Source organism: Enterococcus sp. M-BR2 (assembly GCF_056612775.1).
Window position 1 is genome coordinate 937,661 of record NZ_CM152743.1, and the last position, 22,013, is coordinate 959,673.

The following is a 22,013-nucleotide window of genomic DNA, read 5'->3' on the forward strand; positions in this document are numbered from 1 at the left end:
AAACCACGTCTACAGGCGTGGTTTCTTTTTTAGCGTCTTTTCTTTTAGGCGCATCCGATTTTTCCCATCTTGACATATTGATAGCAAAGGACACACCTCACACTTAGGATTTCTTGCTGTACAATGATATCTACCGAAAAAAATCAGTGTATGATGTGTCTTTACCCATAATTCTTGCGGCACTTTCCGCATCAGTGTTTCTTCTACTTCCATGACCGAGGCATCTAGTTTGCAGATCCTCAGTCGTTTTGAAACACGCTCAACATGGGTATCTACTGCGATTGCTGGTATCCCGAATGCATCTCCTAATACGACATTTGCCGTTTTTCTGCCCACGCCAGGAAGAGACATCAATTCTTCTCTTGTCGTTGGTACTTGTCCGTCGAAACGTTCAATCAGCTGCTGCGCACACGCTTTGATATTTTTTGCTTTGTTACGATACAAACCAATCGTTTTTATTTTGAGGATGATTTCATCGATTGAAGCATCTGCTAATGCATCAGGTGTCGGGAAGGAGGCAAACAAATCTGGCGTTGCTTTATTTACTGATACATCTGTCGCTTGGGCACTTAAGATCACTGCAATCAATAACTCAAATGGATTATTGTGTTTCAGTTCTCCGTGTGCTTCTGGGAACATTTCATACATCGTTTCTAGAGCTTCCATCGTCTTTTGTTTGCTTAACATATTCTGCTACTCCTCCAACCAATTTTTCAGCGAAACTTTTGGCAATTCTTCTTGTTGAGTCGGCTGTTCTACTTCTCTTTGAAGAAGTTGCTGTTTCCTTCGTTTTTGGTCTTCTTCTACTTGCTGTTTTGTACGTAGATTTTTTCTTTCCCACGATAGCAAAATGCGGTCAATGTAATTAAAACTATAAGCCTGATTCAATACGGCTTCCCGTAGTGCTAGCTTCAAAATTTCCGGCTGATAATGGTCTTCTTCTAGCCATTGACCAATCCGCTGGAACTCGATCGAAGAAAGCGGGCGTCCAAATTCTTGTTCAAATAATTGATACACTGACTGGATTTCTTTTTCTTGTATTTTTTCTTCGTATTTTTTTTCTTGTGTTTTTAAATACTCACCTAATTGATCATAAATAGGGTAAAGATTATATCGATCTGCTTTTTTACCATTGACAATCGTCGTTTCTATCTTGATAAATCCATTTGTTACGAGACGATCCAGTATTTGAAAAATCTGGTCTTGTTTGATTCCCATATCTATAGCAATCATCTGCAAATCAGGGAAAGTATCTCCTTCAAGCTGTGCCATGTGCAACTGTAGAACAAATAAAAATTCTTCAGATTGCAGACCGATCCTATGATAATTTTTAAGTAAAAGATTAGATATGACTGTTTGTCCAGCGCTTAAGTATTTTTCTAAATTCAACATGATTTCTCCTCCGCTCAATCACAGTATACGTAAAAAAAACATGGGAAGCAAGAACAGGTTTCTTTTCTATTGCTTCACTGATCGGTCAGATTTATAGTGTCGTCTACTTGATTTTTGTTTGTTTATTTTTTTGATGTGCATTTTCACTTTTCGGAATAAATAAGTCAAGTAGATTTCGCTGCTCCTCATAATGTTGACAAGGAAACAAAATTACTGTACACTTTTTTTGTTTCCGAGTTAACATTATTGTATAAAGGAGTTTTTTAAATGTTCAGTTTCACAAATAAACATTCTAAAGTTTTTGGATATATTTCTGTCTTATTCACTGGATTAGGATTTACTATCGTCAGTCCTGTACTTCCTTTTTTAGTGCTTCCTTATTCCCACTCCGCACATCAGCAAGCTTTCTATATCACTTTGCTCATGTCTGTTTATGCTCTAGCTGCCTTCTTATCTGCCCCCATTCTCGGTAGCTTAAGTGATCATTTCGGGCGTCGTCCGATCCTTATTATCAGTTTATTAGGATCAAGTATTGGATATTTGATTTTTGGTTTAGGAAATTCGATATGGATGTTGTTCCTTGGTCGTATCATTGAAGGATTGACAGCAGGAGAAATCTCCACCTTATATGCTTACTTTGCCGACATCACGGAACCTAATGAAAGAACCAAAGTTTTTGGATGGATGGGTGCTTTAGTCGGTATAGGAACAACGCTTGGTCCTATTATAAGTGGTCTATTAGCTGAATTGGGAAATTCTGTTCCTATATTTATTGGAGCACTCTTTACTTTCTTAAATGCCGTTTATGGCTACACATTTATGCAAGAAAGCCTTCCAATAAAAAAAAAACGTTCAGTAGATTTAAGTTTCTCCCATGTAAGACCTTTTCACCAATTACAACAATTATTCAAGATTTCATCCGTTATTCCTTTATTGACAGTCGGTTTTGCTGTTTGGTTAGCGGCTGGCTCTCTGCAATCTATCTTTTCTCAATTTTCGATTGACACCTTTCAGTGGAAAGCGGGGTTGGTTGGTTTAAGCTTCTCTTTGATTGGAATCTTGGATATTGTCTCGCAATTATTCATTATGCCTCGATTGCTCAAAAAATTTTCAGAACAGCAGATCACAAGAATAGGAATGTGCAGTGAAATCCTCGCCTATCTATTCATCACATTATCTGGAATTCTTCTACTGCCGGTTTTGTTTTTATTTGGGATTATCTGTTATGGTTTCGGCGATTCTATTTTTACTCCTGTATTCAATGGCCAACTATCCAATTCTGTTTCAGAAAACCAGCAAGGTCTTGTAATGGGCGGTACCCAAAGTATACAATCTCTATCGCGCGTCATCGGCCCGCTAATCGCAGGACAGCTTTATGCCGCAGCACCAGTTCTTCCGACGATATTCGGGTTTTTGCTTATAATCTTTGCCTATTATTATTACAATATAAAACATTAGTTTCATTTGCTACTCCGTATAAATTCTCTGTATCGACCGATAAAACGAAATACTATGTCAAATTCTTCTTTTGACATATTTTCAAATACAGCAGCATCTCGCTGGACCCATTTTTGATGTAGTTGCTCGTGTCTATTCTTTATTTTTTGTCCGATTGGCGTCAATTGAAAATAGATTTCTTTTTTATTCTCTTCGCTTTGATAAGTGTTTATGATCCCTCTGGCTATCAGTTTTTTTGTTAGCTTACTGATGGCTCCTCTAGTCATATAACTAGCATTCGCTAATTTTGTCACGTTAGGATCAGGGATTTTCCCGATATGTTCAATCACTTCTAGTTCATTTAGCGTAAATCCTGCAAATTCTTTTTCCATTTCTGGTTTATTACGATGAATAATCTCATTAGCTAAATCCAGATATTCTTCTATTAGCAGCTGTCTTTTATCCATTTCTACACCTTCTTTTTCTTTCATTATATTATTTTTTTGTTTCCTAAACAACAAAGTTAAAAGGATTTTTGTAGTAAAAAAGAGAATGAAATCAAGAAAAAAGGGGTTTGACAAAAATGTCATAACCCCTTTTTCCGAATAAACGGTGTTTAAACATCATCTTCTGTTTCTAGTTCATACGGCTGTCCTTCATATGTGTACTCCGTATTCAACGTGCCGTCATTTTCATCTGAGTAGATACGCCGACTGAAAGGAAAACGATGAGAAGCATTATCTTTCGCATCTTCTGCTGGCATCGTATAATATTCCTCTTGTATTTCATTCAATTGAGAGAGCACTTGCTCCGCCAACTCATCTATATTGATCGTCGACTCCTTCGCAACATTTTTATAATCTTCTAAAAATGCATCTTGTTGGACAAAATATTCTTTATTCATCTTCTTTCTCACCTTTCTTTTCAAGTTCAAGTAAAACTGCTTGTTCTTTTACGTAACAACTTTATCTTTGTTGCTTATTGTGACAAAAAATGCGAAGAAAGACAACTAATTGTACTTTTCACAAAAAGACAGAGGGTCGTGACAAAAAATACGTCACAACCCTTTTTCCAAAATAAACGGTATTTAGTCAAAACTAAACAGCTTTTTCCTAACCGCTCTCGTCTGTCTTTCTTTATTGTGCTGTTTCGATTTCGCCTAGCGCTGCTTGTGCAAGTAGGTTCAAGTAATTCCAAGGACGGTCAAAATGTGGTTGGAAGAAGAAGTCTGAAAGAGCAAGATCTTCTACAGTCATTTTATTTTGAACAGCTAAAGACATAGTATTTGCTGATTGCGTAATGTCGTATTTAGACATGAACTGAGCACCAACGATACGATTTGTGCCTTTTTCATAAACTAACTCCATCATTACTTTTTCGGTAGTCGGCATGAACTCTGGACGATAATTGTCTTCAAATACCGTTGCTTGGACTTCTAGATCGTTCAATGTTGCGCTTTCTTTGGTCACTCCTGTCGAGCCAATCGTCCAGCCAAAGAGATAAAGTCCTGAAGTTCCTTGAGTCCCACGATACGCCATTTTATGCTCTGTCAAGTTATTTCCTACAAGCAATCCTTGGCGCACGGCATTTGTTGCCAGAGGAATATAGTTTTGTGTGCCACTTGGATTGTAGTTGACTACTGCTGAATCTCCAGCGGCAAAAATATCTGGATCACTTGTTTGCATGTATTCATTTACTTTGATTGCCCCGTTTGGCAGTGTCTCTACTTTTCCTTCGATCAGTTTTGTATTTGGACGGAAGCCCACACATAAAATGACCATATCTGTATCAAATGTATCTGTTGGTGTAGCTACTTGTTTCACTTTTCCTTCTTCATCTGTGATGAATTCAGTAACATTTTCACCTAATGCAAGAGTGACACCACGGTCTGTCAATTCTTTTTCTAGGATATCTGTGAATGGTTTATCTAGATATTTGTTCAAGATGCGATCTAACCCATCAATCAATGTTACTTGTTTTCCAGATTCGACAAAAGCTTCGACTAATTCAATACCGATATACCCACCACCAACGATTACTACACGTTTTGCTTCTTTCGCTTGTGCAATGATTTCATTTGCTTGGTTGTAGTTTTTGCATAGGAGTACATTTTTTGCATCAATTCCACTAATCGGTGGGATGATAGGCCATGAACCAGTTGTCATTACTAATTTATCATAAGAAACCGTTTCTGTTTCTCCTGTTTTCAGATCTTTTGCCGTCACTGTTTTGTTTTCTGTATCGACGTCTGTTACATCGTGTTCCATTTTAACTGTTGCTCCTAATGAAGATAATTCTTCAGGGTTTGAGTAGAACAAGCCTGCTGGGTCTTTTACTACTCCGCCGACATAAAGTGCGATACCGCAAGATAAGAAAGAAATATTGTCATTTCTTTCATACACTGTCACTTCTGCTTCTGGATGATTTTTTAAAATACTTTTTACAGCTGCAGTACCTGCATGAGTACAGCCAATTACTACTACTTTCATTTATGGTCCCTCCGATTAACATTTTGTCCTTCGACAAAATTACTATAACAGAAATAAAACGGATACAACAGTTTAATGCTTGTGAATTCACAAAGGTTTATTTGTAGTTTTACTCATTTACAATCATAGAAATCCATTGTTAGCAAGATTCTTATTGTGATAACATTCACTTTAACGTTTGTCCTTGTGAATAAAAGACAAAAAAATAAAAAAAGCTAGCGTTTTTTTACGTAGCCAGCTTTTTTAAGTGTAACACTTGTAGAAACTGTTTTACATTTGTGCCTTTTTTGCTGATTCTTTACAGTCTGGACAAAGTCCATACAATTCCAACCGATGTTCGTTAATCTCAAAATCAGTCAGCCTACTCGCAGCCATTTCTATATCTTCTAACCCTGGGTAATGAAAATCAACGATCTTACCGCAGTTTTCGCAAATCACATGATAGTGACGCTTTGAGCTGAAATCAAAGCGACTAGAAGCATCGCCGTACTTCATTTCTTGAACAAATCCAATCGAAGTAAACAGACGAAGATTGTTATAAACGGTCGCAACACTCATGTTTGGGAAACGATGTTCAAGTGCTTTATAAATCTCATCAGCTGTTGGATGGGAATGATGTTCAATCAAATATTCTAAAACCGCATACCGTTGAGGTGTGATTCGAATGTTCTCTTTTTTTAACTTTTCGATAACCTCTTCGACTAACTTATTTTCCATGTAAACACCCCACGTTGTTATTCTCGTCCTATCATACTATTTTTACATTTTAAAATCCACTTAACATGAAAAGAAAATTCAATTTTATTGTATTTTAATGAAAAAAAGACGTAAAACAGTCATGTTCACCATTCTACGTCTCTATTCAACTAACTCTTTTCTTATCATAGATTTTTGTGTTTTCTCTTTTCATCTGTAAAAGCCTTCCACATAAACCTATTTATAGAGAAACAAGTTTACTTACATTTCTTGGTAAAGGGCTGTAGATAAATAACGTTCACCATTGTCGGGAACGACTGCTAATACCTTTTTGCCTTTCCCTAGTTCTTTTGCGACTTTTAATGCGGCAGCAATTGCAGCACCAGATGAGATACCAACTAAAATCCCTTCTTTTCGTCCGACTTCTCTAGCTGTTTCCATCGCTTCGTCACCAGTCACGGAAAGGACTTTATCATATACAGAGGTATCCAATGTTTTAGGGACAAATCCTGTACCGATTCCTTGGATCTTGTGAGGACCCGCTTCTTTTCCTTCTAAAATGGCAGATTCTGCCGGTTCTACCCCTACTAATTCGATTTTTGGATACACACGTTTTAATTCTCGGCCAGCGCCAGTGATTGTCCCGCCTGTCCCGATACCTGCGACAAAAGCGTCCAATCCATTTACTCCAAAGGCTTGATGAATCTCTGGACCAGTCGTTTTTTCATGTACAAGAGGATTTGCTTCATTTTCAAATTGTAATGGTAAAAAGTAGCCATTTTCTTTTGCCAAACGTTCTGCTTCTCTAATGGATCCAGAAATACCATCCACACCAGGCGTCAGAATCAACTCTGCGCCGTATCCTTTCATCAATAAACGTCTTTCGATACTCATCGTCTCAGGCATCACGATAATGACTTTATATCCTTTCGCGACTCCTACCATCGACAATCCGATTCCTGTATTTCCGGAGGTAGGTTCAATGATAGTATCTCCTGGTTTCAGTAATCCATCATGTTCCGCTTTTTCTATCATACTTAGAGCAATCCGGTCCTTTACACTTCCTCCTGGATTAAAAAACTCAAGTTTCACAAATACATCTGCTGAATCTTCTGGTACGAGTTTATTTAATTTGACGATTGGCGTTTTACCAATCAATTCGGTGACTGAGTTATAGATAGCTGTCATCTTCAATTCCTCCTTGTCTTTGCTCTTCCCTACTTATCATAATACAATCTGTTCATTTCTGGCGAGTGATTCGTCTTTGACTAGTAAAAAAAAGACAAAGATATACCAGATATGGTCGTTTCTTTGCCTTTTTATCTAAATCACACGTTTAGTTCTTGTCCGACTAATAAAGAATAACTGGACATGGACATGCCGTTTTTCGCCATTAGATCATCAACAGACATGCCAAATTTTTGTGCAATATCCCATAGCGTATCTCCTGATACAACTGTATATGTTTGACTACTATTTGTATCCGTACCTGTTGTCGACGATGATGATGACGTTGAAGTCGTCGTAGTAGTTGTTGTTGTTGTACTTGTAGTTGTTGTTGTCGCCGAACCAGTTGATGGTGTATCAAAACGGGTTAAATTATAAGTATTAATCAATGAGTTCAATTTGGTTCCATAATCTGGATCAGTAGCGTAACGACCTGTCAAGTACGCTGTTGCATCATAAAAACTTGTTGTATTGCTTTTCCATACACCAGCATAATGATAATCGCCTGTTGAAAAACTGGTTGAACGAAGAACATTTGCGTGGTCTTGGAAGGATTCCCAATAAGAAGAATATTTTCGGAATGGTTCATTCATCGTTACCCATTGTCCGTTTACATATTCTTTGGTTGCCATATAAACGACCTGTCCGTTATAGCTTCCTTTTACACCGAACAAATTATAATTGGGCGCACTAGCTAATCCGGAAGTACCATATGCACTTTCCAACAACGCTTGAGCGATCATGACTGAAGCATACAAGTCATTACTTGCAGCAACTTCTGATGCAGACCAGCCGATTTGATCGATAAACGCTTGAGGATCAGCAACTGTTTGAGATCCTTGTTCATCTGCATGAACACTTTGCGGTACCGCTGTAACCATCATCGGCCCAACTAAAAGACCCGTTCCAATTAAAGGAGCAATCGCTTTTTTATTGATCACCATGTTTCTTTTAGGTCTATGGTGTCGGGCACTGCGGGTCTTCAGCTCTTGCATTCAAATTCCTCCTCAAAATAAAAAAACTTACTAAAAAGTTCTCTTCTTAAAACAAACTTAATTAATTAAATTATACTTTTAATTCTCAAGAAACACAAACTAATCCGAAGAATTCTTTGTTTTGTCATTTAAATGTAATATAAAAGAAAACGAAAAGTAACATTGATTTATTCTTACCACCACATAAAAAACAGCTGCCTCCAACTTGCAGACAGCTGTCTTTATCATTCAAACAATGATTGGTGTCTATGATAATTGATTGTACGTATTCACAACATTTTCTACTGTAAATCCAAACTCTTCTAAAATTTTAGCACCAGGAGCAGATGCACCGAAATGATCGATGGTAATCGTTGTTCCTTCTGTACCCACATAGCGTTCCCATCCGAATGATGCAGCAGCTTCGATCGCCACGCGTTTCTTCACTGCTTTAGGAAGTACGCTTTCTTTGTATTCAGAAGATTGTTTTTCAAACAGGTCGAAGCTTGGCATAGAGACAACAGAAACATCTTTCCCGTTTTCTGCCAATTCTTTTTGAGCTTTCACGGCTAAATCAACTTCAGAGCCAGTTGCAATCAAAATACCTTCTGGTGTTTCTCCTTTAGCTGGAGAAAGAACGTATGCGCCTTTTTTGACCATTTCATCTGCTACTTCTTTTGTAGAAGGCAATACAGGAAGGTTTTGGCGGCTCAATACAAGGATAGTAGGCGCATCACTAGTCTCCATCGCCACTTTCCAAGCAGCACGTGTTTCATTTCCGTCTGCTGGACGAATCACTTGGACACCAGGCATGCAACGAACAGAAGCTAATTGTTCAATCGGTTCGTGTGTTGGTCCGTCTTCTCCGACAGCAACGGAGTCATGTGTCAAAACGTAAACAACAGGCGTATGTTGAATCGCTGCTAAACGAACAGCTGGTCTTAGGTAATCGACAAAGACAAAGAATGTTCCGCCATAGATACGAGTTCCGCCATGAAGTTGGATACCATTCATAGCCGAAGCCATCGCAAATTCGCGAACGCCAAACCAGATGTTACGTCCTTCATAATGTTCAGGAGTAAAATCTTTATCAGCAGCTACCATTGTATTATTGGAACCTGATAAATCTGCTGAACCACCCCAGAAACTTGGTATAGCTTTCGATAATTCTTGGATGACTTCTTTACTTGAAACACGGCTTGCTTGACTGCTTCCCACTTCATAAGTTGGCAATTCTGCATCCCAGTTTTCTGGCAGTTTTCCATCAAAGGCATCTTCAAATTGTTGTGCTAATTCAGGATAAGCTTTTTTATAATTGGCAAACATTTCATTCCACGCATCTTCAGCTTTTTGTCCTTCTTCTATCATTGTTTGATGGAAGCGGGCAGCTACTTCTTCGGGAACAGTGAAGTCTGGATAATCCCATCCGTAAACTTCTTTAGCCATCTTGATACCATCTTCACCAAGAGGAGCACCATGAACAGCAGATGTTCCTTCTTTAGGAGCACCGTAGCCGATGACTGTTTTTACTTCGATCAACGTTGGTTTATCTGTTTCAGCTTTTGCTTCTTCAATCGCTTTAGAGATTGCTTCTAGGTCATTTCCGTCTTTCACTAAGATATGTTGCCAGCCATATGCTTCATAACGAGCACCAACATTTTCTGTGAACGCTTTTGAAGTTGGACCATCTAATGAAATATCGTTTGAATCATATAAAACGATTAATTTACCTAACTTCATATGACCTGCCATCGAACTTGCTTCTTGAGAGACTCCTTCCATCAAGTCTCCATCCCCACAAATTGCATACGTATAGTGATCCATTACGTTGAAGTTTTCTTTGTTATAAGTGGCTGCAAGATGTGCTTCTGCCATCGCCATACCAACAGCCATTGCAATTCCTTGGCCTAATGGGCCTGTAGTAGCTTCTACACCATCTGTATGATGGACTTCAGGATGTCCCGGTGTCTTAGAATCCCATTGACGGAATTGTTTCAAATCATCAATTGTCACTTGATAGCCAGCTAAATGAAGTAAACTATATAACATTGCTGACCCATGTCCTGCTGAAAGTATGAAACGGTCGCGATCAGCCCAATTTTTCGATGTCGTTGGATTTACTTTCAGGTGTTTTGTCCATAACGCATATGCCATAGGTGCTGCGCCCATCGGCAATCCAGGATGTCCTGAGTTTGCTTTTTGGACTGCTTCAATACTTAATGTACGAATTGTGTTAACGCCAAGTTGGTCAATTTTGTCAAACAAAATAACCCCTCCTATTAATTTAGGTTTTTTTTACCTTTATTTCTTACACTCTCATTCTATAAGATGTCAAACGAAAAAGCAATCATTTTCAGTATTTTTTACTAAAAGTTGTCATTTCGGTTGTGTAAGCCTTTTTTCTTTTGGATTTCTTTTAATTTTTCCGGGGTCACGTCATTGCCCTCAGGATCGACGACTTTCATTCCTTCGATATGATGACGCATACCGGAACGAAAAGCTTCCAAATACTCTTTACGCAAGTTGATTTGTTCTTGTTCTTCGGCTTTCGAGAGACCATTTTCCTTCTTTTTACGTGCAAGTTCATTGATCCGCTCTATTTTTTCAGGTGACAGCATGCTCAGCCCTCCTTTTACTCTCCTTCATATTATATAAAAACTGAAAAAAAAACAACTAGATAAACTAAATAAAATACGAACATTCGTTTGATTTAGCGCTTTTTATATGGTACTATTTATTTATCAAGTGAAAGAAGGTGTACCTTGTGGCCCGACAAACTGAATCAAGACAAATTGAAGTCTTACGTTATATCCATGAACAAGTAACCCAAAAAGGATACCCGCCAACTGTCCGTGAAATCGGGGAAGCTGTTCAGCTTTCTTCTACTTCTACTGTTCACGGTCATCTTGCACGGCTTGAAAAAAAAGGGTTTATCCAAAGAGATCCGACGAAACCTCGTGCAATCGAGTTGACAAAACAAGGTTTAGAAAAGATTGGGATTCGTCCAACAACTATTCCAGTACTTGGCGTAGTAACAGCTGGAGAACCAATTTTAGCAGTAGAGGATGCTTCGGACTTCTTTCCGATCCCTCCTAATCTTTCTTCTGAAGAAGGCAGTCTCTTTATGCTGACGATTCGTGGAGATAGTATGATCAATGCTGGAATTTTGGATGGCGACAACGTGATCGTTCGGAAGCAGGAAACTGCACAAAACGGTGATATCGTCATTGCAATGACTGCAGAGGATGAAGCGACTTGCAAACGATTCTATAAAGAAAAAAACTACTTCCGTCTTCAACCTGAAAACGACTTACTCGAACCAATCATTTTAGATCAAGTATCTATATTAGGACGAGTAGTAGGGCTTTATCGTAGTCATATCTATTAATTAGTACTAAAAAAGAAATTTTTTAAAACCGAGTTTGAGACCATTGTCTCAAACTCTTTTTTCGCCCAAGTTCTTCTTCTTTCAAATTTTTATCGCTTCCCTCTTTACAAACCGAACAAATATTCGTATACTAAATATACGAACAATTGTTCGCATAAATTAACGAGGTGAGAATTCATGAAATCAATGAGACGTCTTGGCTTAGTATTAACTGTTTTGTTTTTAGGTATTATTATTGGTAATTTCGGCATACGTCCAGCTTTACTTGTGTTTGTTCCGTTATTTACTTTGTGGTTTATGTTGTGGGATGAAAAGAAGTACCGTCAATCTGAGCGGCGCAGAATTCATGAAGATCATTTCTATCATGAACCCTACTACAGATCCAGGCAATCATAATGAGGATTGACTGCTAATTGTTCAAAAGACAAAAAGTTAAACTTTTACGAGGGTGTGACAAAAAATGGTCACATCCTTTTTTTCGAACTTTTACTGGACTTTGACTGGCTCCATTTATAAAAAAATAGCGACCCTCAAGCGTCAGAGTGCCTATCTGACTTTTGAGGGTCGCTTCAAAATCGCTTCTTTATAAATTATAAATCGCTTTTTCTGCTTAATATTCCATTAATGTAATAATGTCGTATCCTTTGATTTTGTCGCGTCCATGGAGATCCATCAATTCGATTAAAAATGCGCAGCCTACGACTACACCACCTAATTGTTCGATCAGTTCGATTGTCGCTTTGATCGTTCCACCTGTAGCCAGCAAATCGTCACAAATCAGCACACGCTGACCTGGTTTAATGGCATCCTTATGCAATGTCAATGTATCTGTTCCATATTCTAATCCATAAGTCACTTCGATGGTTTCTCGAGGTAATTTTCCTTTTTTGCGGACTGGTGCAAAACCGACTCCTAACTCATAAGCAACAGGACATCCTACGATGAACCCACGTGCTTCTGGTCCAACTACCATATCAATTCGTTTTTCTTTTGCATAATTTACGATTTGCTTCGTAGCTTCCCGATAAGCATCACCATCTGCCATCAGCGGGGAAATATCTCTGAACACAATTCCTTTTGACGGATAGTCGGGAATACTGGCAATATAATCTTTTAAATCCACTCTTTGTTTCCTCCTAGGTTGTTAACCATTTCTTTATGGTAGGAATATCGCTCAAAAGCAAAAATTCCTCAACTTTGATTTTATTTAGCCGCCGCTGGTATAATTTGCTCTCAGTCAAAGGATGACTTTCTGGGCTGGCGACTTTTTGTAAAACACCGTTCTCTATTGTAACAAATTTCAATTCAAAAAACACCTGTATCATAAAAATTAATAATTTTTCAGGGATATGCAAATATTGGGCTACTGCTTTTATTTTATGACGTATATCTATTCGTTCTTGAGAATGGATCAATTTAAACAATTTTGCGTACTGTTCTCTTGTGCCTACCCCATTCAAATAAGCCTCATCAGGTGAAATCCCCATCAGATAAACACGATTGAATGAATAAGACCCAAAGACTTCTTTCAGCTTTGCTAAATCATCTGGACAATCCATAATAACCAGAGATTTCGGTTTTCTTTTTTCAATTACTGCTTGTATAAAGTCCATTCCTTCGAAAACAATCGCCGTTTCTTGGATGCTCTCCGGCACGAATTTCAACGTCGAAGAATCAAAAGCTAAATAAAGACTGTCTTCAGATGTTCGGCTCTGTTCACGGAAACGTTTTGCCCGCCAATCAAATACCTGCAGACCACCTACTGCAAAATCAGATACCATCAGTTGTGGTTTCTTACGTCCATTCCATTCATTGATCGAAAGCTTTCCTACTACATCTACTAGATTATTCAGCAGTTCTTCTTCTTGAGTTCCAAAACCAAAAGCGACCGCATCAAGCTGACTAGATTCATCGGAAAGGACAAATTTCAGATGCTGTTGGTTTGCTCCGATTTTTTTGACATTCGCTGCTTGGACTTGCCGAAATAAAAATTGAGGTAAAGGATTATCTGTACCAAATGGCGCTAATAATTTTAGTTCATCAATACGCTCTACTGTTACTTCATTCGGAAGTAGCACTTCATCAATTCTTAATTCAGGTCCTCTTGTCAAATCGATTTGACGATCGACTATATATTGGTTCATCTTCTCCTGTAGTATTGTGACATTTTCACTTGGCATCGTTAACCCGACTGCTGCATGATGTCCTCCAAAATAAGTAAATAGATCTCGCATCTGGTCAAGCATTTCAAAAAGGTTCAAGGCTTCAACACTACGTCCAGAACCTTTAGCTGATCCGTCTTCTTTTAAAGTAAGAACAAGCGTTGGTTTACCAGTTTCGTTCATTATTTTTCCTGCAACAATACCTAAAACACCTTCATGCCATCCTCGGTTTACCAATAGATGGATATGATTCTCCTTATTGACCATTGCTAATGCTTCTTCTGTTATCTGCTCTACGATTGCTTTTCTTTCTTCATTGATTTCATTCAATTTTTTTGCTTGAATGGATGCCTCTTCTTCGTCAAACGTTGCAAGCAATGAAACGGCAGGTCGCGGGTCGCCCATTCGACCAATGGCATTTAGTCTGGGCGCAATCGAAAAGCCGATCGTTGTTTCGTCTGCATCCCTCATTTTTATGCCGCTTTCTTCAAACAGCGCCTGAAGTCCTATCCGTTCTGAATGATGGATGGCATCGATTCCTAATGAAACAAGGATTCGATTCTCATCAGTCAATGAAACTAAATCGGCGATTGTTCCTATCGCTACTAAATCCAAAAATTCTGCAGGTGGTTCTTCCAACAATGCAGAAGCTACTTTGAATGCTACTCCGACTCCTGCCAGATCTGGAAATGGATATTGCCCCGCTGGATGACGAGGATGAACAATCGCATAGGCGTCTGGTAATTTCTCAGGTAGTTCGTGATGGTCTGTAATGATCACGTCTACACCAGCTTGCTGTGCATATGCTACTGCATCATTTCCTGCTACCCCGTTATCAACAGTGATGATCAACTGGATGCCTTTTTCGATCTTTTCTTGGTATACCGATCGATTTGGTCCATACCCGTGCTCAAATCGATTTGGCAAAAATACTTCTACTTCTGCGCCAAGTAATTCCAGTGTTTCTTTCATTACCGTTGCACTGGTGATTCCGTCTGCATCATAATCACCGTAAACGAGGATTTTTTCTCCACTGATTACAGCTTCTTGTATTCGACTGATTGCTTTATCCATATCGTGCATCAGATACGGATCATGTAGTTCTTGTTCCTTTGGATGTAAAAATCGGTTGATATCCTCTTCCTCATGGTAACCTCTTTGCCACAGTAACTTACCGACAAATGGAGATAATTTCAGTTCACGGATCATTTGGAGAAAGGATTCAGAAGGCTCTGTCTCGCTTAACTTCCAATCAAAATTTGCTTGTCTCACTTTCTCACTCCTAACTTAGTTATTATAGCAAAGGAAATCAGCAAAAAAAAGCAGAAAGAAAGAATAAAAATAGATCAGATCCGCTAGACTGATGTTCAGCAGGACCCGATCTTTTATACGACCATTTATGAAATATCCCTATTAGTCAAAATAATTGAAGCTTTGTTTTGGCACTTGCGTTTTTTGTTCTTCCGGCGCTTTCAGTTGACTGATTTGTGTTGTTTTCGCTTGTAATTCCGCCTGGTAAGCAGCTTCCAACTCCGCGCGTTCGTTTCTAAACTCGCGTTGCTGTTCTTCTTTTGCTTCTTCAATTTTCTTTTGCAGATCTGTTTGGTATTCTGATATTTCCTGAGTCAGCTGCTTGATTTGCTTTTTTTGCTGCCATAGTGTTGCCGAAGCAGTCAAGAATACGATCAGTGCACCAATCAGCGCAGAACCGATGATCACTAAGATCAACGGTGCAGAAAAGGAAGTGAAGCCAAAACTTACAGGGACATTTTTATTGTTCAATACAGCAAAAAGAACAATAATCAAAACTAAGATAAATCCAAGAATCACATTGCTTTGCTTTTTCAATTCCTCCACCTACTTTTTGTTAAAAATTCCGCTGGCTAAATAATCACCAATCGTTGGAAACAGCGTATAAAATTTTGATGCAACTTCTAAAATAAACGGTTGATTGATTTCCCGTTTTGGATGTCTCATATTGCGGACAATCATTTTTGCCAACTTAGTAGGTTCTAAAACGATTTGCCCGACTTTTTCCAAATAGCTTCCGCTTGGATCAGCCTTGTCAAAGAAATCTGTCTCGATTGGACCTGTATTTACTGTCGTAACAGCTACACCAAGTGGTTTCAATTCTAATCGCAAGGCGTTGGAAAAGCCAAGGACTGCAAATTTCGTGGCAGAATAAACCGTTGATTTTGCAGTTGCCATTTTCCCAGCCATTGAGGCGATATTAATAATATGTCCTTGTCTTCTTTCTGCCATATTGATCGCAAATTTTTGTGTCAAAACCATCATTCCTAAGATATTGACTTCAAACATATCGTACGCTTTTCCGAGATCGAATGTAAGGAAGTCCTCGAAAATACCAAAACCAGCATTGTTTACCAGAATATCGACACGTCCAACTTCTTCCATTACTTTTTCATATAGTTCATCCACACTATAAGGATCGCTGACGTCTACTTTGAAAGCATAAGCCTCTTTGCCACTCAAGCGTCTGCACTCGTCTCTGACACCTTCTACAAATGCCATTCTTCGTGCGCAACTTATAACGATTGCTCCTTGCTTTGCTGCTTCATAACAGATTTGCGCGCCTAGACCACCTGAACTACCTGTTACTAAAACAACTTTATCTTCTAAATTCATGCCTCATCCTCCTCACGAAATGGTATCTCAATGCTATCAAAATCTTTCATGATCGTTGTGTTTTCAAACACTTCTTTTGCTTCTTTTTCAAGCTCTAGAGCTGCTTTTCCTAAATATCTTGCACTGATATGAGTAAGCAACAACCGTTTTGCCTGCGCTTCTTTTGCTACTTCAGCAGCTTGATGAGTCGTGGAATGGAAATAGTTATGCGCCATTCTTGCTTCATCTTTATTAAATGTGCTTTCATGTACCAGAATATCACTGTTTTCCGCAAGCACAACAGAATTATGTGTTTTTCTCGTGTTCCCCAAAATAGTCACGATCCGCCCTTTTTTATTTGGGCCTACGAAATCTTTTCCATTGATCGTCCGACCATCTTCTAGTTGGATCGTTTCCCCTTGCTTTAGCTTGCCGTACAGTGGTCCAGCAGGAATGCCTAATTCTTTCAGACGATCCACCTGCAATTCTCCTTTATGATCATGTTCAACCACACGATAACCGAAACTGTCGATTCCATGATTTAGTTTTTTTGCATAAACAGAAAATTGCTGATCAGTAAAAATCGGGTCTGTTTCATTTAACTCGATGAATTTCAGCGGATAACTTAACCGTGTTTGCGAAATGCCTAAAGAGACTTTTATGTATTCCTCTATCCCTTTTGGCCCGTAAATCTCTAATGGCGTATCCCCACCTTGAAATGAACGGCTGCTGATGAGTCCGGGAAGCCCAAAAATATGATCGCCGTGTAAATGTGTAATGAAAATTTTTCCGATTTTTCTCGGACGGATAGTCGTTCGCAAAATCTGCATTTGCGTGCCTTCACCACAGTCGAATAACCAAACTTCATTACGTTCGTCTAAAAGTTTCAATGCTATGCTTGTCACATTTCTATGTTTTGCAGGAACACCTGCGCCTGTTCCTAAAAATTGTAATTCCATAATCTACCTGACTTTCTTTAAGTTCCTCTTTAATTTTAGGGGAAAAAGATAGGATAATCAACCGTAAGTCGAGAAAGGCTTCAAATAAAAATAATGTTCTTCTGTGATAACGTTTTCTTTAAACTCCTTTAAACTCCATTGTAAAAACAGCAGCGAATCCTTTTGAGATTCTCTGCTGTTTTTATTAATTTGAAGATTCGGAACTCTCATTGTCATCGGAAGATTGCGGATGTTTGTCCTCCCAAGTCTTTTGGGCAGCTTCTTTCGCCTGCTTTTCGGCTTCCTTCGCATCATGCACATCTTTTTCGACATCTTCATAATCCAAACGGGTAATTTCTCCGCCTAATTCCATCATCACTAATTGATTCAATGGACGATTGTCTTCTTCATCCGCAATCAAAATCAGTCCTGTAGCTCCTTCACCGATTTTATTTCCTACAAAGTCGAACACAGTCTGAGCATCTTTTATTTCTTTTGCATCTTGTGTCGCACCGATCATCCCTCCAGCAAACCATCCTAATAGAATCCCTAGCGGCCCACCTAATACGCCAACCAACATACCAATCAACCCACCAGTAGAAGATTTGTTATTACCAGTAAAGTCGATAAAATCTTCTATTTTGAATTGATGGGTTCCATTGGGATCATGGCTGACAACGGCCATCTGTTCTCCTTTGATCGAACGAACAGCATGGAGTTTTTTGATTTCTGAAAATGCCTGATATGCTTGGCTTTCTACTTGAAAATTTAAAATGATTACTCGCTTGCTCATTGAAAACGCCCCTTTCATACCTTCTTGTTATTTATTTTACCTTTAATTGTAAAATAAGAAAAGAAAAGCACTCTTTTCTACCTAATAAAAAAGGAGAATGGCCTCAGCCATACTCCCCTTAGATTTGAATCTATATTTTTTGGTATTTGTTTTTATTTGTTTGCCTATTCGACAAATTCAAATTCAAATTCACCGATACGGACAAGGTCGCCATCTTTCGCCCCACGTGCTCGAAGTGCCTCATCCACACCCATACCACGTAATTGACGAGCAAAACGCATTACCGTTTCATCATGATCGAAATTCGTCATTTGGAATAATTTTTCGATCTTCTCACCGGATAAGATCCACGTTGCATCTGAATCACGATTGATTTGGAACTCAGGACCTTCTGGATTGAATCCATAGTGTACAGTTTCTTCTTCCAGTTCTTCCTCGTACAATGGGAATTCTGGCGTTACTTCTAACAAGTCTGCTGTAGCATTCAATAACGCATCCAATCCTTGTTGAGTCACTCCAGAAATTGGAAATACTGGGATATCATCAGCGAATTCGTCTTCTTTTTCCTTGTTCAGCTGTTCTTTGAATTTCACTAGGTTTTCCTGTGCATCCGGCATATCCATTTTGTTAGCCACGATGATTTGCGGACGCTCTAACAAGCGTAAGTTGTAAGTAGATAATTCTTTGTTGATGGCAAGATAGTCTTCGTAAGGATCTCGTCCTTCCATCCCACTCATATCGATCACATGTAAAATAACTCGCGTTCTTTCGATATGACGAAGGAATTGTGTACCTAGCCCAACACCTTGCGAAGCTCCTTCAATCAACCCTGGCAAGTCTGCTGCGGCAAAACTTCTGCCATCACTTGTAGTAACCATTCCCAAGTTAGGGACTAGTGTCGTGAAATGATAAGCGCCGATCTTTGGACGAGCAGATGAAATCACAGATAGCAAAGTCGATTTTCCAACAGATGGAAAGCCTACAAGCCCAACGTCTGCCAATACTTTCAATTCCAGTTCGATTTTTCGTTCTTGTCCTGGTTCCCCGTTTTCAGCAATTTCCGGTGCAGGGTTCCGAGGAGAGGCAAACCGAATATTTCCTCGTCCGCCACGTCCCCCTTTCGCCACAACTAGTGTTTGACCATTTTCAATTAAGTCTCCTAAAAGAGCACCAGTCTCTGCATCTCGGACAGTGGTTCCTTGCGGTACTTTCACATAGGTATCTTCTGAACCACGGCCGTGCATCCCTTTACTCATTCCATTTTCACCTGGCTGCGCTTTGAAATGGCGATTAAAACGAAAGTCCATCAATGTACGCAAACCTTCATCGACGACCAAGATGACATCACCGCCACGACCACCGTCTCCACCAGCCGGTCCGCCGTCAGGAACGTATTTTTCGCGACGAAATGCAACCATTCCGTCTCCGCCCTTGCCAGCTTTCACATCGATCGTTACTTGATCTAAAAACATGGACATAATTAAGTCCTCCTATTATTCAATTTATTTATTTGACTGCCTGAATTTCCACAATAAACAAAAGTCTTCCTTATTTTATCGGTGAAATCTGTTTTTGTCTATCATTTCAGCAAAAAGATTGATTGCCTTCTTCTTTTTTTATTATTTGGTAAGGTTTCCAACCATTTTTCTGCTATCGAGTATAATTTTTTGACAAAATATGCTTTGCGTAGCAGAATAACAGTGTATTAATTGAGGATGCCTTTTCATAGCACCCCTAATAAAGGAGGAACTTTTGATATGACAGTAAAAGTAGGTATTAACGGATTTGGGCGTATCGGCCGTCTGGCTTTCCGCCGCATCAAAGAAGTATCAGATGATATTGAAGTAGTAGCAATCAACGACTTAACAAGTCCAACTATGTTGGCACAATTATTGCAATTTGACTCTACTCACGGTACTTTTCCTGGCACAGTTACTGCAACAGAAGACTCAATCGTAGTGGATGGCGAAGCAACGCGTGTTTATGCAGAACCCGACGCAAGCAAAATCCCTTGGGCAAAAGAAAACGGTGTAGATATCGTACTAGAATGTACTGGTTTTTATACATCTGAAGAAAAAGCAAAAGCACATTTAGATGCTGGTGTCAAACGAGTAGTTATTTCTGCCCCAGCTGGTGCAATGAAAACCATCGTCTATAACGTCAATGATGATACATTAGATGAAAACGACCGAATCATCTCAGCAGGATCATGTACAACAAACTGTTTAGCACCTATGGCTTATTTCTTGAATAATGAATTTGGGATCGAAGTTGGTACAATGACAACAGTCCATGCCTACACTTCAACCCAAATGCTGTTAGATGGACCAGTAAGAGGCGGTAATTTACGTGCTGCTCGTTCAGCTGCTGACAACACTATTCCACATTCTACTGGTGCTGCAAAAGCAATCGGCTTAGTTATCCCTGAGTTACAAGGAAAATTACAAGGACATGCGCAACGTGTTCCAGTCGTTGATGGTTCATTAACTGAATTAGTTTCAGTATTGAAAACCAAAGTAACTGCTGATCAAGTAAATGAAGCAATCAAAAAACACACAGTTGACAATCCTTCATTTGGGTATGATGACCGTCAAATCGTTTCTAGCGATGTCATTGGCACAACTCAAGGTTCGATCTTTGACCCAACCCAAACAGAAGTAACAACTGCTGGCGATTTCCAACTTGTCAAAACTGTTGCATGGTATGACAATGAGTACGGATTCACTTGCCAAATGATTCGCTTACTAGAAAAATTCGCTAACTTGTAATTTAATAAATCAAACAATAAAACAAGCCTTTGACTGGGTCCAGTCAAAGGCTTGTTTCTTTTTATCCTCTTGCATTTAAACTAGTTCAATGAACATATTGGCTTAAAAACTGTTGGACTACTTGCTGATACTTTTCAGGATCTGTCTTGTATGCTTCCGCATGCTCGGCTCCTTTTACAACATACTTTTCTTTTGGTCCCTTCGTTGCACGATAGACCTTATCCAACATTTCAAATGGTACAAATGTGTCTGCGTCTCCATGTATAAATAGCATTGGACGCTGGTTTTTCTTCAATTGATCCACTGCACTTGCCTCACCGAAAAAGTAGCCGGCACGGACTTTTGTCACTAGACTCGTTACTTGCATAAGCGGAAATGCTGGAAGACTAAACATATCGTCTAGCTGATACGCAAGCTCATCATGGACAGAAGAATAACCGCAATCTTCAATAATTGCTTTTACGTTATTTGGTAATTTTTCTCCGCTAGTCATCATGACAGTTGCTGCCCCCATGCTGACACCATACAGAACGATTTCTTGCGAGTTTCCATTTTCTTCTAACACTTTGTTGATCCACTGCACATAGTCTTTACGCTCTGGCCATCCAAATCCAATATAATCCCCTTCGCTTTTTCCATGCCCTCTTGCATCAGGAACAAGGACATTGTAGCCCATATCATGGAACATCTTTGCATAATTGGTCATCGTTTCAGCATCTCCCATGTAGCCATGAGCAACTAGAGCTGTTTTTTCACTTTTCGTTTCAGCAGGAAGATAAATCGCTGATAATTTCAGACTGTCTTTCGAAGTGATTGTCCAATTGCTTCGGTTCTCTTTTGAACTAAACCACTTATGTGCATCCGTTTCTTTGGATGTCTGTGTTGTACCTGGTGTATCTTCATCTAAAAAGTCTTTCTCAGACGGCACGACAGCATAATTATAAAAATAATTCCCTGCAAACAATAGCGCAATGATTAGAACTAGGGCAACGCCTAGAAGGATTTTCATCCAAAGTTTCATAATTTATCCATCTCATTTCTCTTTTTTCATCTAACCTTGAATTAGTATAATCAAAGAATCTCTACTATGCAATGTTCATTTTTATAACCTATAAAAAAACAAA

The 22,013-nt window shown here is 39.0% G+C and carries 22 protein-coding genes; 4 read left to right on the top strand and 18 right to left on the bottom strand.

Going from position 1 to position 22,013, the window contains the following annotated elements; translation table 11 throughout:
* Positions 1-9 precede the first annotated feature (9 nt).
* Positions 10-687, bottom strand: coding sequence for an endonuclease III (gene nth / locus AC1F25_RS04560; protein WP_002309365.1), 678 nt, complete (start codon positions 685-687; stop codon positions 10-12).
* Between the two features lie 6 nt (positions 688-693).
* Positions 694-1,392: a DnaD domain-containing protein gene (locus AC1F25_RS04565; protein ID WP_002309366.1), complete on the bottom strand. Its 699-nt coding sequence runs from the start codon at positions 1,390-1,392 to the stop codon at positions 694-696.
* Positions 1,393-1,659: 267 nt separating this feature from the next.
* On the opposite strand from AC1F25_RS04565, the gene AC1F25_RS04570 reads away from it, so the two are divergent.
* Positions 1,660-2,850, top strand: coding sequence for an MFS transporter (locus AC1F25_RS04570; RefSeq protein ID WP_479994292.1), 1,191 nt, complete (start codon positions 1,660-1,662; stop codon positions 2,848-2,850).
* Between the two features lie 2 nt (positions 2,851-2,852).
* On the opposite strand, the gene AC1F25_RS04575 is transcribed toward AC1F25_RS04570, so the two are convergent.
* The 8 genes from AC1F25_RS04575 to AC1F25_RS04610 form a co-directional block, all read right to left on the bottom strand.
* Entirely contained in the window at positions 2,853-3,296 is a 444-nt protein-coding gene (locus AC1F25_RS04575) for a MarR family winged helix-turn-helix transcriptional regulator (protein WP_479994342.1), read from the bottom strand.
* A 149-nt stretch (positions 3,297-3,445) separates the two neighbouring features.
* Positions 3,446-3,733: a DUF5960 family protein gene (locus AC1F25_RS04580; RefSeq protein WP_479994293.1), complete on the bottom strand. Its 288-nt coding sequence runs from the start codon at positions 3,731-3,733 to the stop codon at positions 3,446-3,448.
* 232 nt (positions 3,734-3,965) lie between these two features.
* The gene (locus AC1F25_RS04585; protein WP_002309372.1) at positions 3,966-5,318 is read right to left on the bottom strand and encodes an NADH oxidase; all 1,353 of its coding nucleotides are present in this window, start codon (positions 5,316-5,318) and stop codon (positions 3,966-3,968) included.
* Positions 5,319-5,588: 270 nt separating this feature from the next.
* Complete coding sequence (locus AC1F25_RS04590) at positions 5,589-6,035, bottom strand: Fur family transcriptional regulator (protein ID WP_002289542.1); 447 nt, start codon at positions 6,033-6,035, stop codon at positions 5,589-5,591.
* A gap of 240 nt (positions 6,036-6,275) precedes the next feature.
* Positions 6,276-7,202, bottom strand: a complete 927-nt coding sequence (gene cysK, locus AC1F25_RS04595; RefSeq protein WP_002309374.1) for a cysteine synthase A — start codon at positions 7,200-7,202, stop codon at positions 6,276-6,278.
* Positions 7,203-7,342: 140 nt separating this feature from the next.
* Positions 7,343-8,236: a glucosaminidase domain-containing protein gene (locus AC1F25_RS04600; RefSeq protein WP_479994294.1), complete on the bottom strand. Its 894-nt coding sequence runs from the start codon at positions 8,234-8,236 to the stop codon at positions 7,343-7,345.
* Positions 8,237-8,482: 246 nt separating this feature from the next.
* The gene (tkt, locus tag AC1F25_RS04605; protein ID WP_002313803.1) at positions 8,483-10,480 is read right to left on the bottom strand and encodes a transketolase; all 1,998 of its coding nucleotides are present in this window, start codon (positions 10,478-10,480) and stop codon (positions 8,483-8,485) included.
* Between the two features lie 101 nt (positions 10,481-10,581).
* A complete protein-coding gene (locus AC1F25_RS04610; RefSeq protein ID WP_002295816.1) occupies positions 10,582-10,833 on the bottom strand; it encodes a DUF896 family protein in 252 nt (83 codons plus the stop codon).
* Positions 10,834-10,979: 146 nt separating this feature from the next.
* On the opposite strand from AC1F25_RS04610, the gene lexA reads away from it, so the two are divergent.
* Positions 10,980-11,603, top strand: a complete 624-nt coding sequence (lexA, locus tag AC1F25_RS04615; protein ID WP_002309378.1) for a transcriptional repressor LexA — start codon at positions 10,980-10,982, stop codon at positions 11,601-11,603.
* A 177-nt stretch (positions 11,604-11,780) separates the two neighbouring features.
* Entirely contained in the window at positions 11,781-11,999 is a 219-nt protein-coding gene (locus AC1F25_RS04620) for a hypothetical protein (RefSeq protein ID WP_002297436.1), read from the top strand.
* Positions 12,000-12,213: 214 nt separating this feature from the next.
* Here AC1F25_RS04620 and AC1F25_RS04625 read toward each other — a convergent pair whose 3' ends face one another.
* The 7 genes from AC1F25_RS04625 to obgE all read right to left on the bottom strand — a co-directional run bounded on the left by AC1F25_RS04625 (position 12,214) and on the right by obgE (position 19,599).
* Positions 12,214-12,726, bottom strand: a complete 513-nt coding sequence (locus AC1F25_RS04625; protein WP_002295813.1) for an adenine phosphoribosyltransferase — start codon at positions 12,724-12,726, stop codon at positions 12,214-12,216.
* Positions 12,727-12,739: 13 nt separating this feature from the next.
* Positions 12,740-15,037 carry a single-stranded-DNA-specific exonuclease RecJ gene (gene recJ / locus AC1F25_RS04630; RefSeq protein ID WP_047937877.1) on the bottom strand — a complete coding sequence of 766 codons (2,298 nt, stop codon included), beginning with the start codon at positions 15,035-15,037 and terminating at the stop codon, positions 12,740-12,742.
* Positions 15,038-15,178: 141 nt separating this feature from the next.
* Entirely contained in the window at positions 15,179-15,622 is a 444-nt protein-coding gene (locus AC1F25_RS04635) for a lipopolysaccharide assembly protein LapA domain-containing protein (protein WP_002309380.1), read from the bottom strand.
* Entirely contained in the window at positions 15,623-16,411 is a 789-nt protein-coding gene (locus AC1F25_RS04640) for an SDR family NAD(P)-dependent oxidoreductase (RefSeq protein ID WP_479994295.1), read from the bottom strand.
* A complete protein-coding gene (gene rnz, locus AC1F25_RS04645) occupies positions 16,408-17,349 on the bottom strand; it encodes a ribonuclease Z (protein ID WP_479994296.1) in 942 nt (313 codons plus the stop codon). Before rnz ends, AC1F25_RS04640 begins: the two co-directional genes overlap by 4 nt.
* Before the next feature lie 184 nt (positions 17,350-17,533).
* On the bottom strand, positions 17,534-18,121 hold the full coding sequence (locus tag AC1F25_RS04650) for a hypothetical protein (protein WP_002309384.1): 588 nt from the start codon (positions 18,119-18,121) through the stop codon (positions 17,534-17,536).
* A gap of 164 nt (positions 18,122-18,285) precedes the next feature.
* Positions 18,286-19,599 carry a GTPase ObgE gene (obgE, locus tag AC1F25_RS04655; protein WP_151668932.1) on the bottom strand — a complete coding sequence of 438 codons (1,314 nt, stop codon included), beginning with the start codon at positions 19,597-19,599 and terminating at the stop codon, positions 18,286-18,288.
* A gap of 279 nt (positions 19,600-19,878) precedes the next feature.
* Here obgE and gap point away from each other — a divergent pair, with 279 nt between their 5' ends.
* Entirely contained in the window at positions 19,879-20,889 is a 1,011-nt protein-coding gene (gene gap / locus AC1F25_RS04660) for a type I glyceraldehyde-3-phosphate dehydrogenase (protein WP_151668931.1), read from the top strand.
* An 85-nt stretch (positions 20,890-20,974) separates the two neighbouring features.
* Here the strand turns inward: gap and AC1F25_RS04665 are convergent, their stop codons facing one another.
* Positions 20,975-21,910 (bottom strand): alpha/beta hydrolase, encoded by a 936-nt coding sequence (locus tag AC1F25_RS04665; RefSeq protein WP_002372379.1) that lies wholly within the window; start codon positions 21,908-21,910, stop codon positions 20,975-20,977.
* Positions 21,911-22,013: the final 103 nt, after the last annotated feature.

Bases quoted from the DNA above. Each gene is read 5' to 3' on its own strand.
- cysK (WP_002309374.1), bottom strand. From the start codon at position 7,202: ATGACAGCTATCTATAACTCAGTCACCGAATTGATTGGTAAAACGCCA.
- obgE (WP_151668932.1), bottom strand. From the start codon at position 19,599: ATGTCCATGTTTTTAGATCAAGTAACGATCGATGTGAAAGCTGGCAAG.
- AC1F25_RS04665 (WP_002372379.1), bottom strand. From the start codon at position 21,910: ATGAAACTTTGGATGAAAATCCTTCTAGGCGTTGCCCTAGTTCTAATC.
- AC1F25_RS04565 (WP_002309366.1), bottom strand. From the start codon at position 1,392: ATGTTGAATTTAGAAAAATACTTAAGCGCTGGACAAACAGTCATATCT.
- AC1F25_RS04600 (WP_479994294.1), bottom strand. From the start codon at position 8,236: ATGCAAGAGCTGAAGACCCGCAGTGCCCGACACCATAGACCTAAAAGA.
- gap (WP_151668931.1), top strand. From the start codon at position 19,879: ATGACAGTAAAAGTAGGTATTAACGGATTTGGGCGTATCGGCCGTCTG.
- AC1F25_RS04580 (WP_479994293.1), bottom strand. From the start codon at position 3,733: ATGAATAAAGAATATTTTGTCCAACAAGATGCATTTTTAGAAGATTAT.
- AC1F25_RS04570 (WP_479994292.1), top strand. From the start codon at position 1,660: ATGTTCAGTTTCACAAATAAACATTCTAAAGTTTTTGGATATATTTCT.
- nth (WP_002309365.1), bottom strand. From the start codon at position 687: ATGTTAAGCAAACAAAAGACGATGGAAGCTCTAGAAACGATGTATGAA.
- AC1F25_RS04620 (WP_002297436.1), top strand. From the start codon at position 11,781: ATGAAATCAATGAGACGTCTTGGCTTAGTATTAACTGTTTTGTTTTTA.
- rnz (WP_479994296.1), bottom strand. From the start codon at position 17,349: ATGGAATTACAATTTTTAGGAACAGGCGCAGGTGTTCCTGCAAAACAT.
- AC1F25_RS04585 (WP_002309372.1), bottom strand. From the start codon at position 5,318: ATGAAAGTAGTAGTAATTGGCTGTACTCATGCAGGTACTGCAGCTGTA.
- AC1F25_RS04575 (WP_479994342.1), bottom strand. From the start codon at position 3,296: ATGGATAAAAGACAGCTGCTAATAGAAGAATATCTGGATTTAGCTAAT.
- AC1F25_RS04590 (WP_002289542.1), bottom strand. From the start codon at position 6,035: ATGGAAAATAAGTTAGTCGAAGAGGTTATCGAAAAGTTAAAAAAAGAG.
- AC1F25_RS04610 (WP_002295816.1), bottom strand. From the start codon at position 10,833: ATGCTGTCACCTGAAAAAATAGAGCGGATCAATGAACTTGCACGTAAA.
- AC1F25_RS04650 (WP_002309384.1), bottom strand. From the start codon at position 18,121: ATGAGCAAGCGAGTAATCATTTTAAATTTTCAAGTAGAAAGCCAAGCA.
- AC1F25_RS04640 (WP_479994295.1), bottom strand. From the start codon at position 16,411: ATGAATTTAGAAGATAAAGTTGTTTTAGTAACAGGTAGTTCAGGTGGT.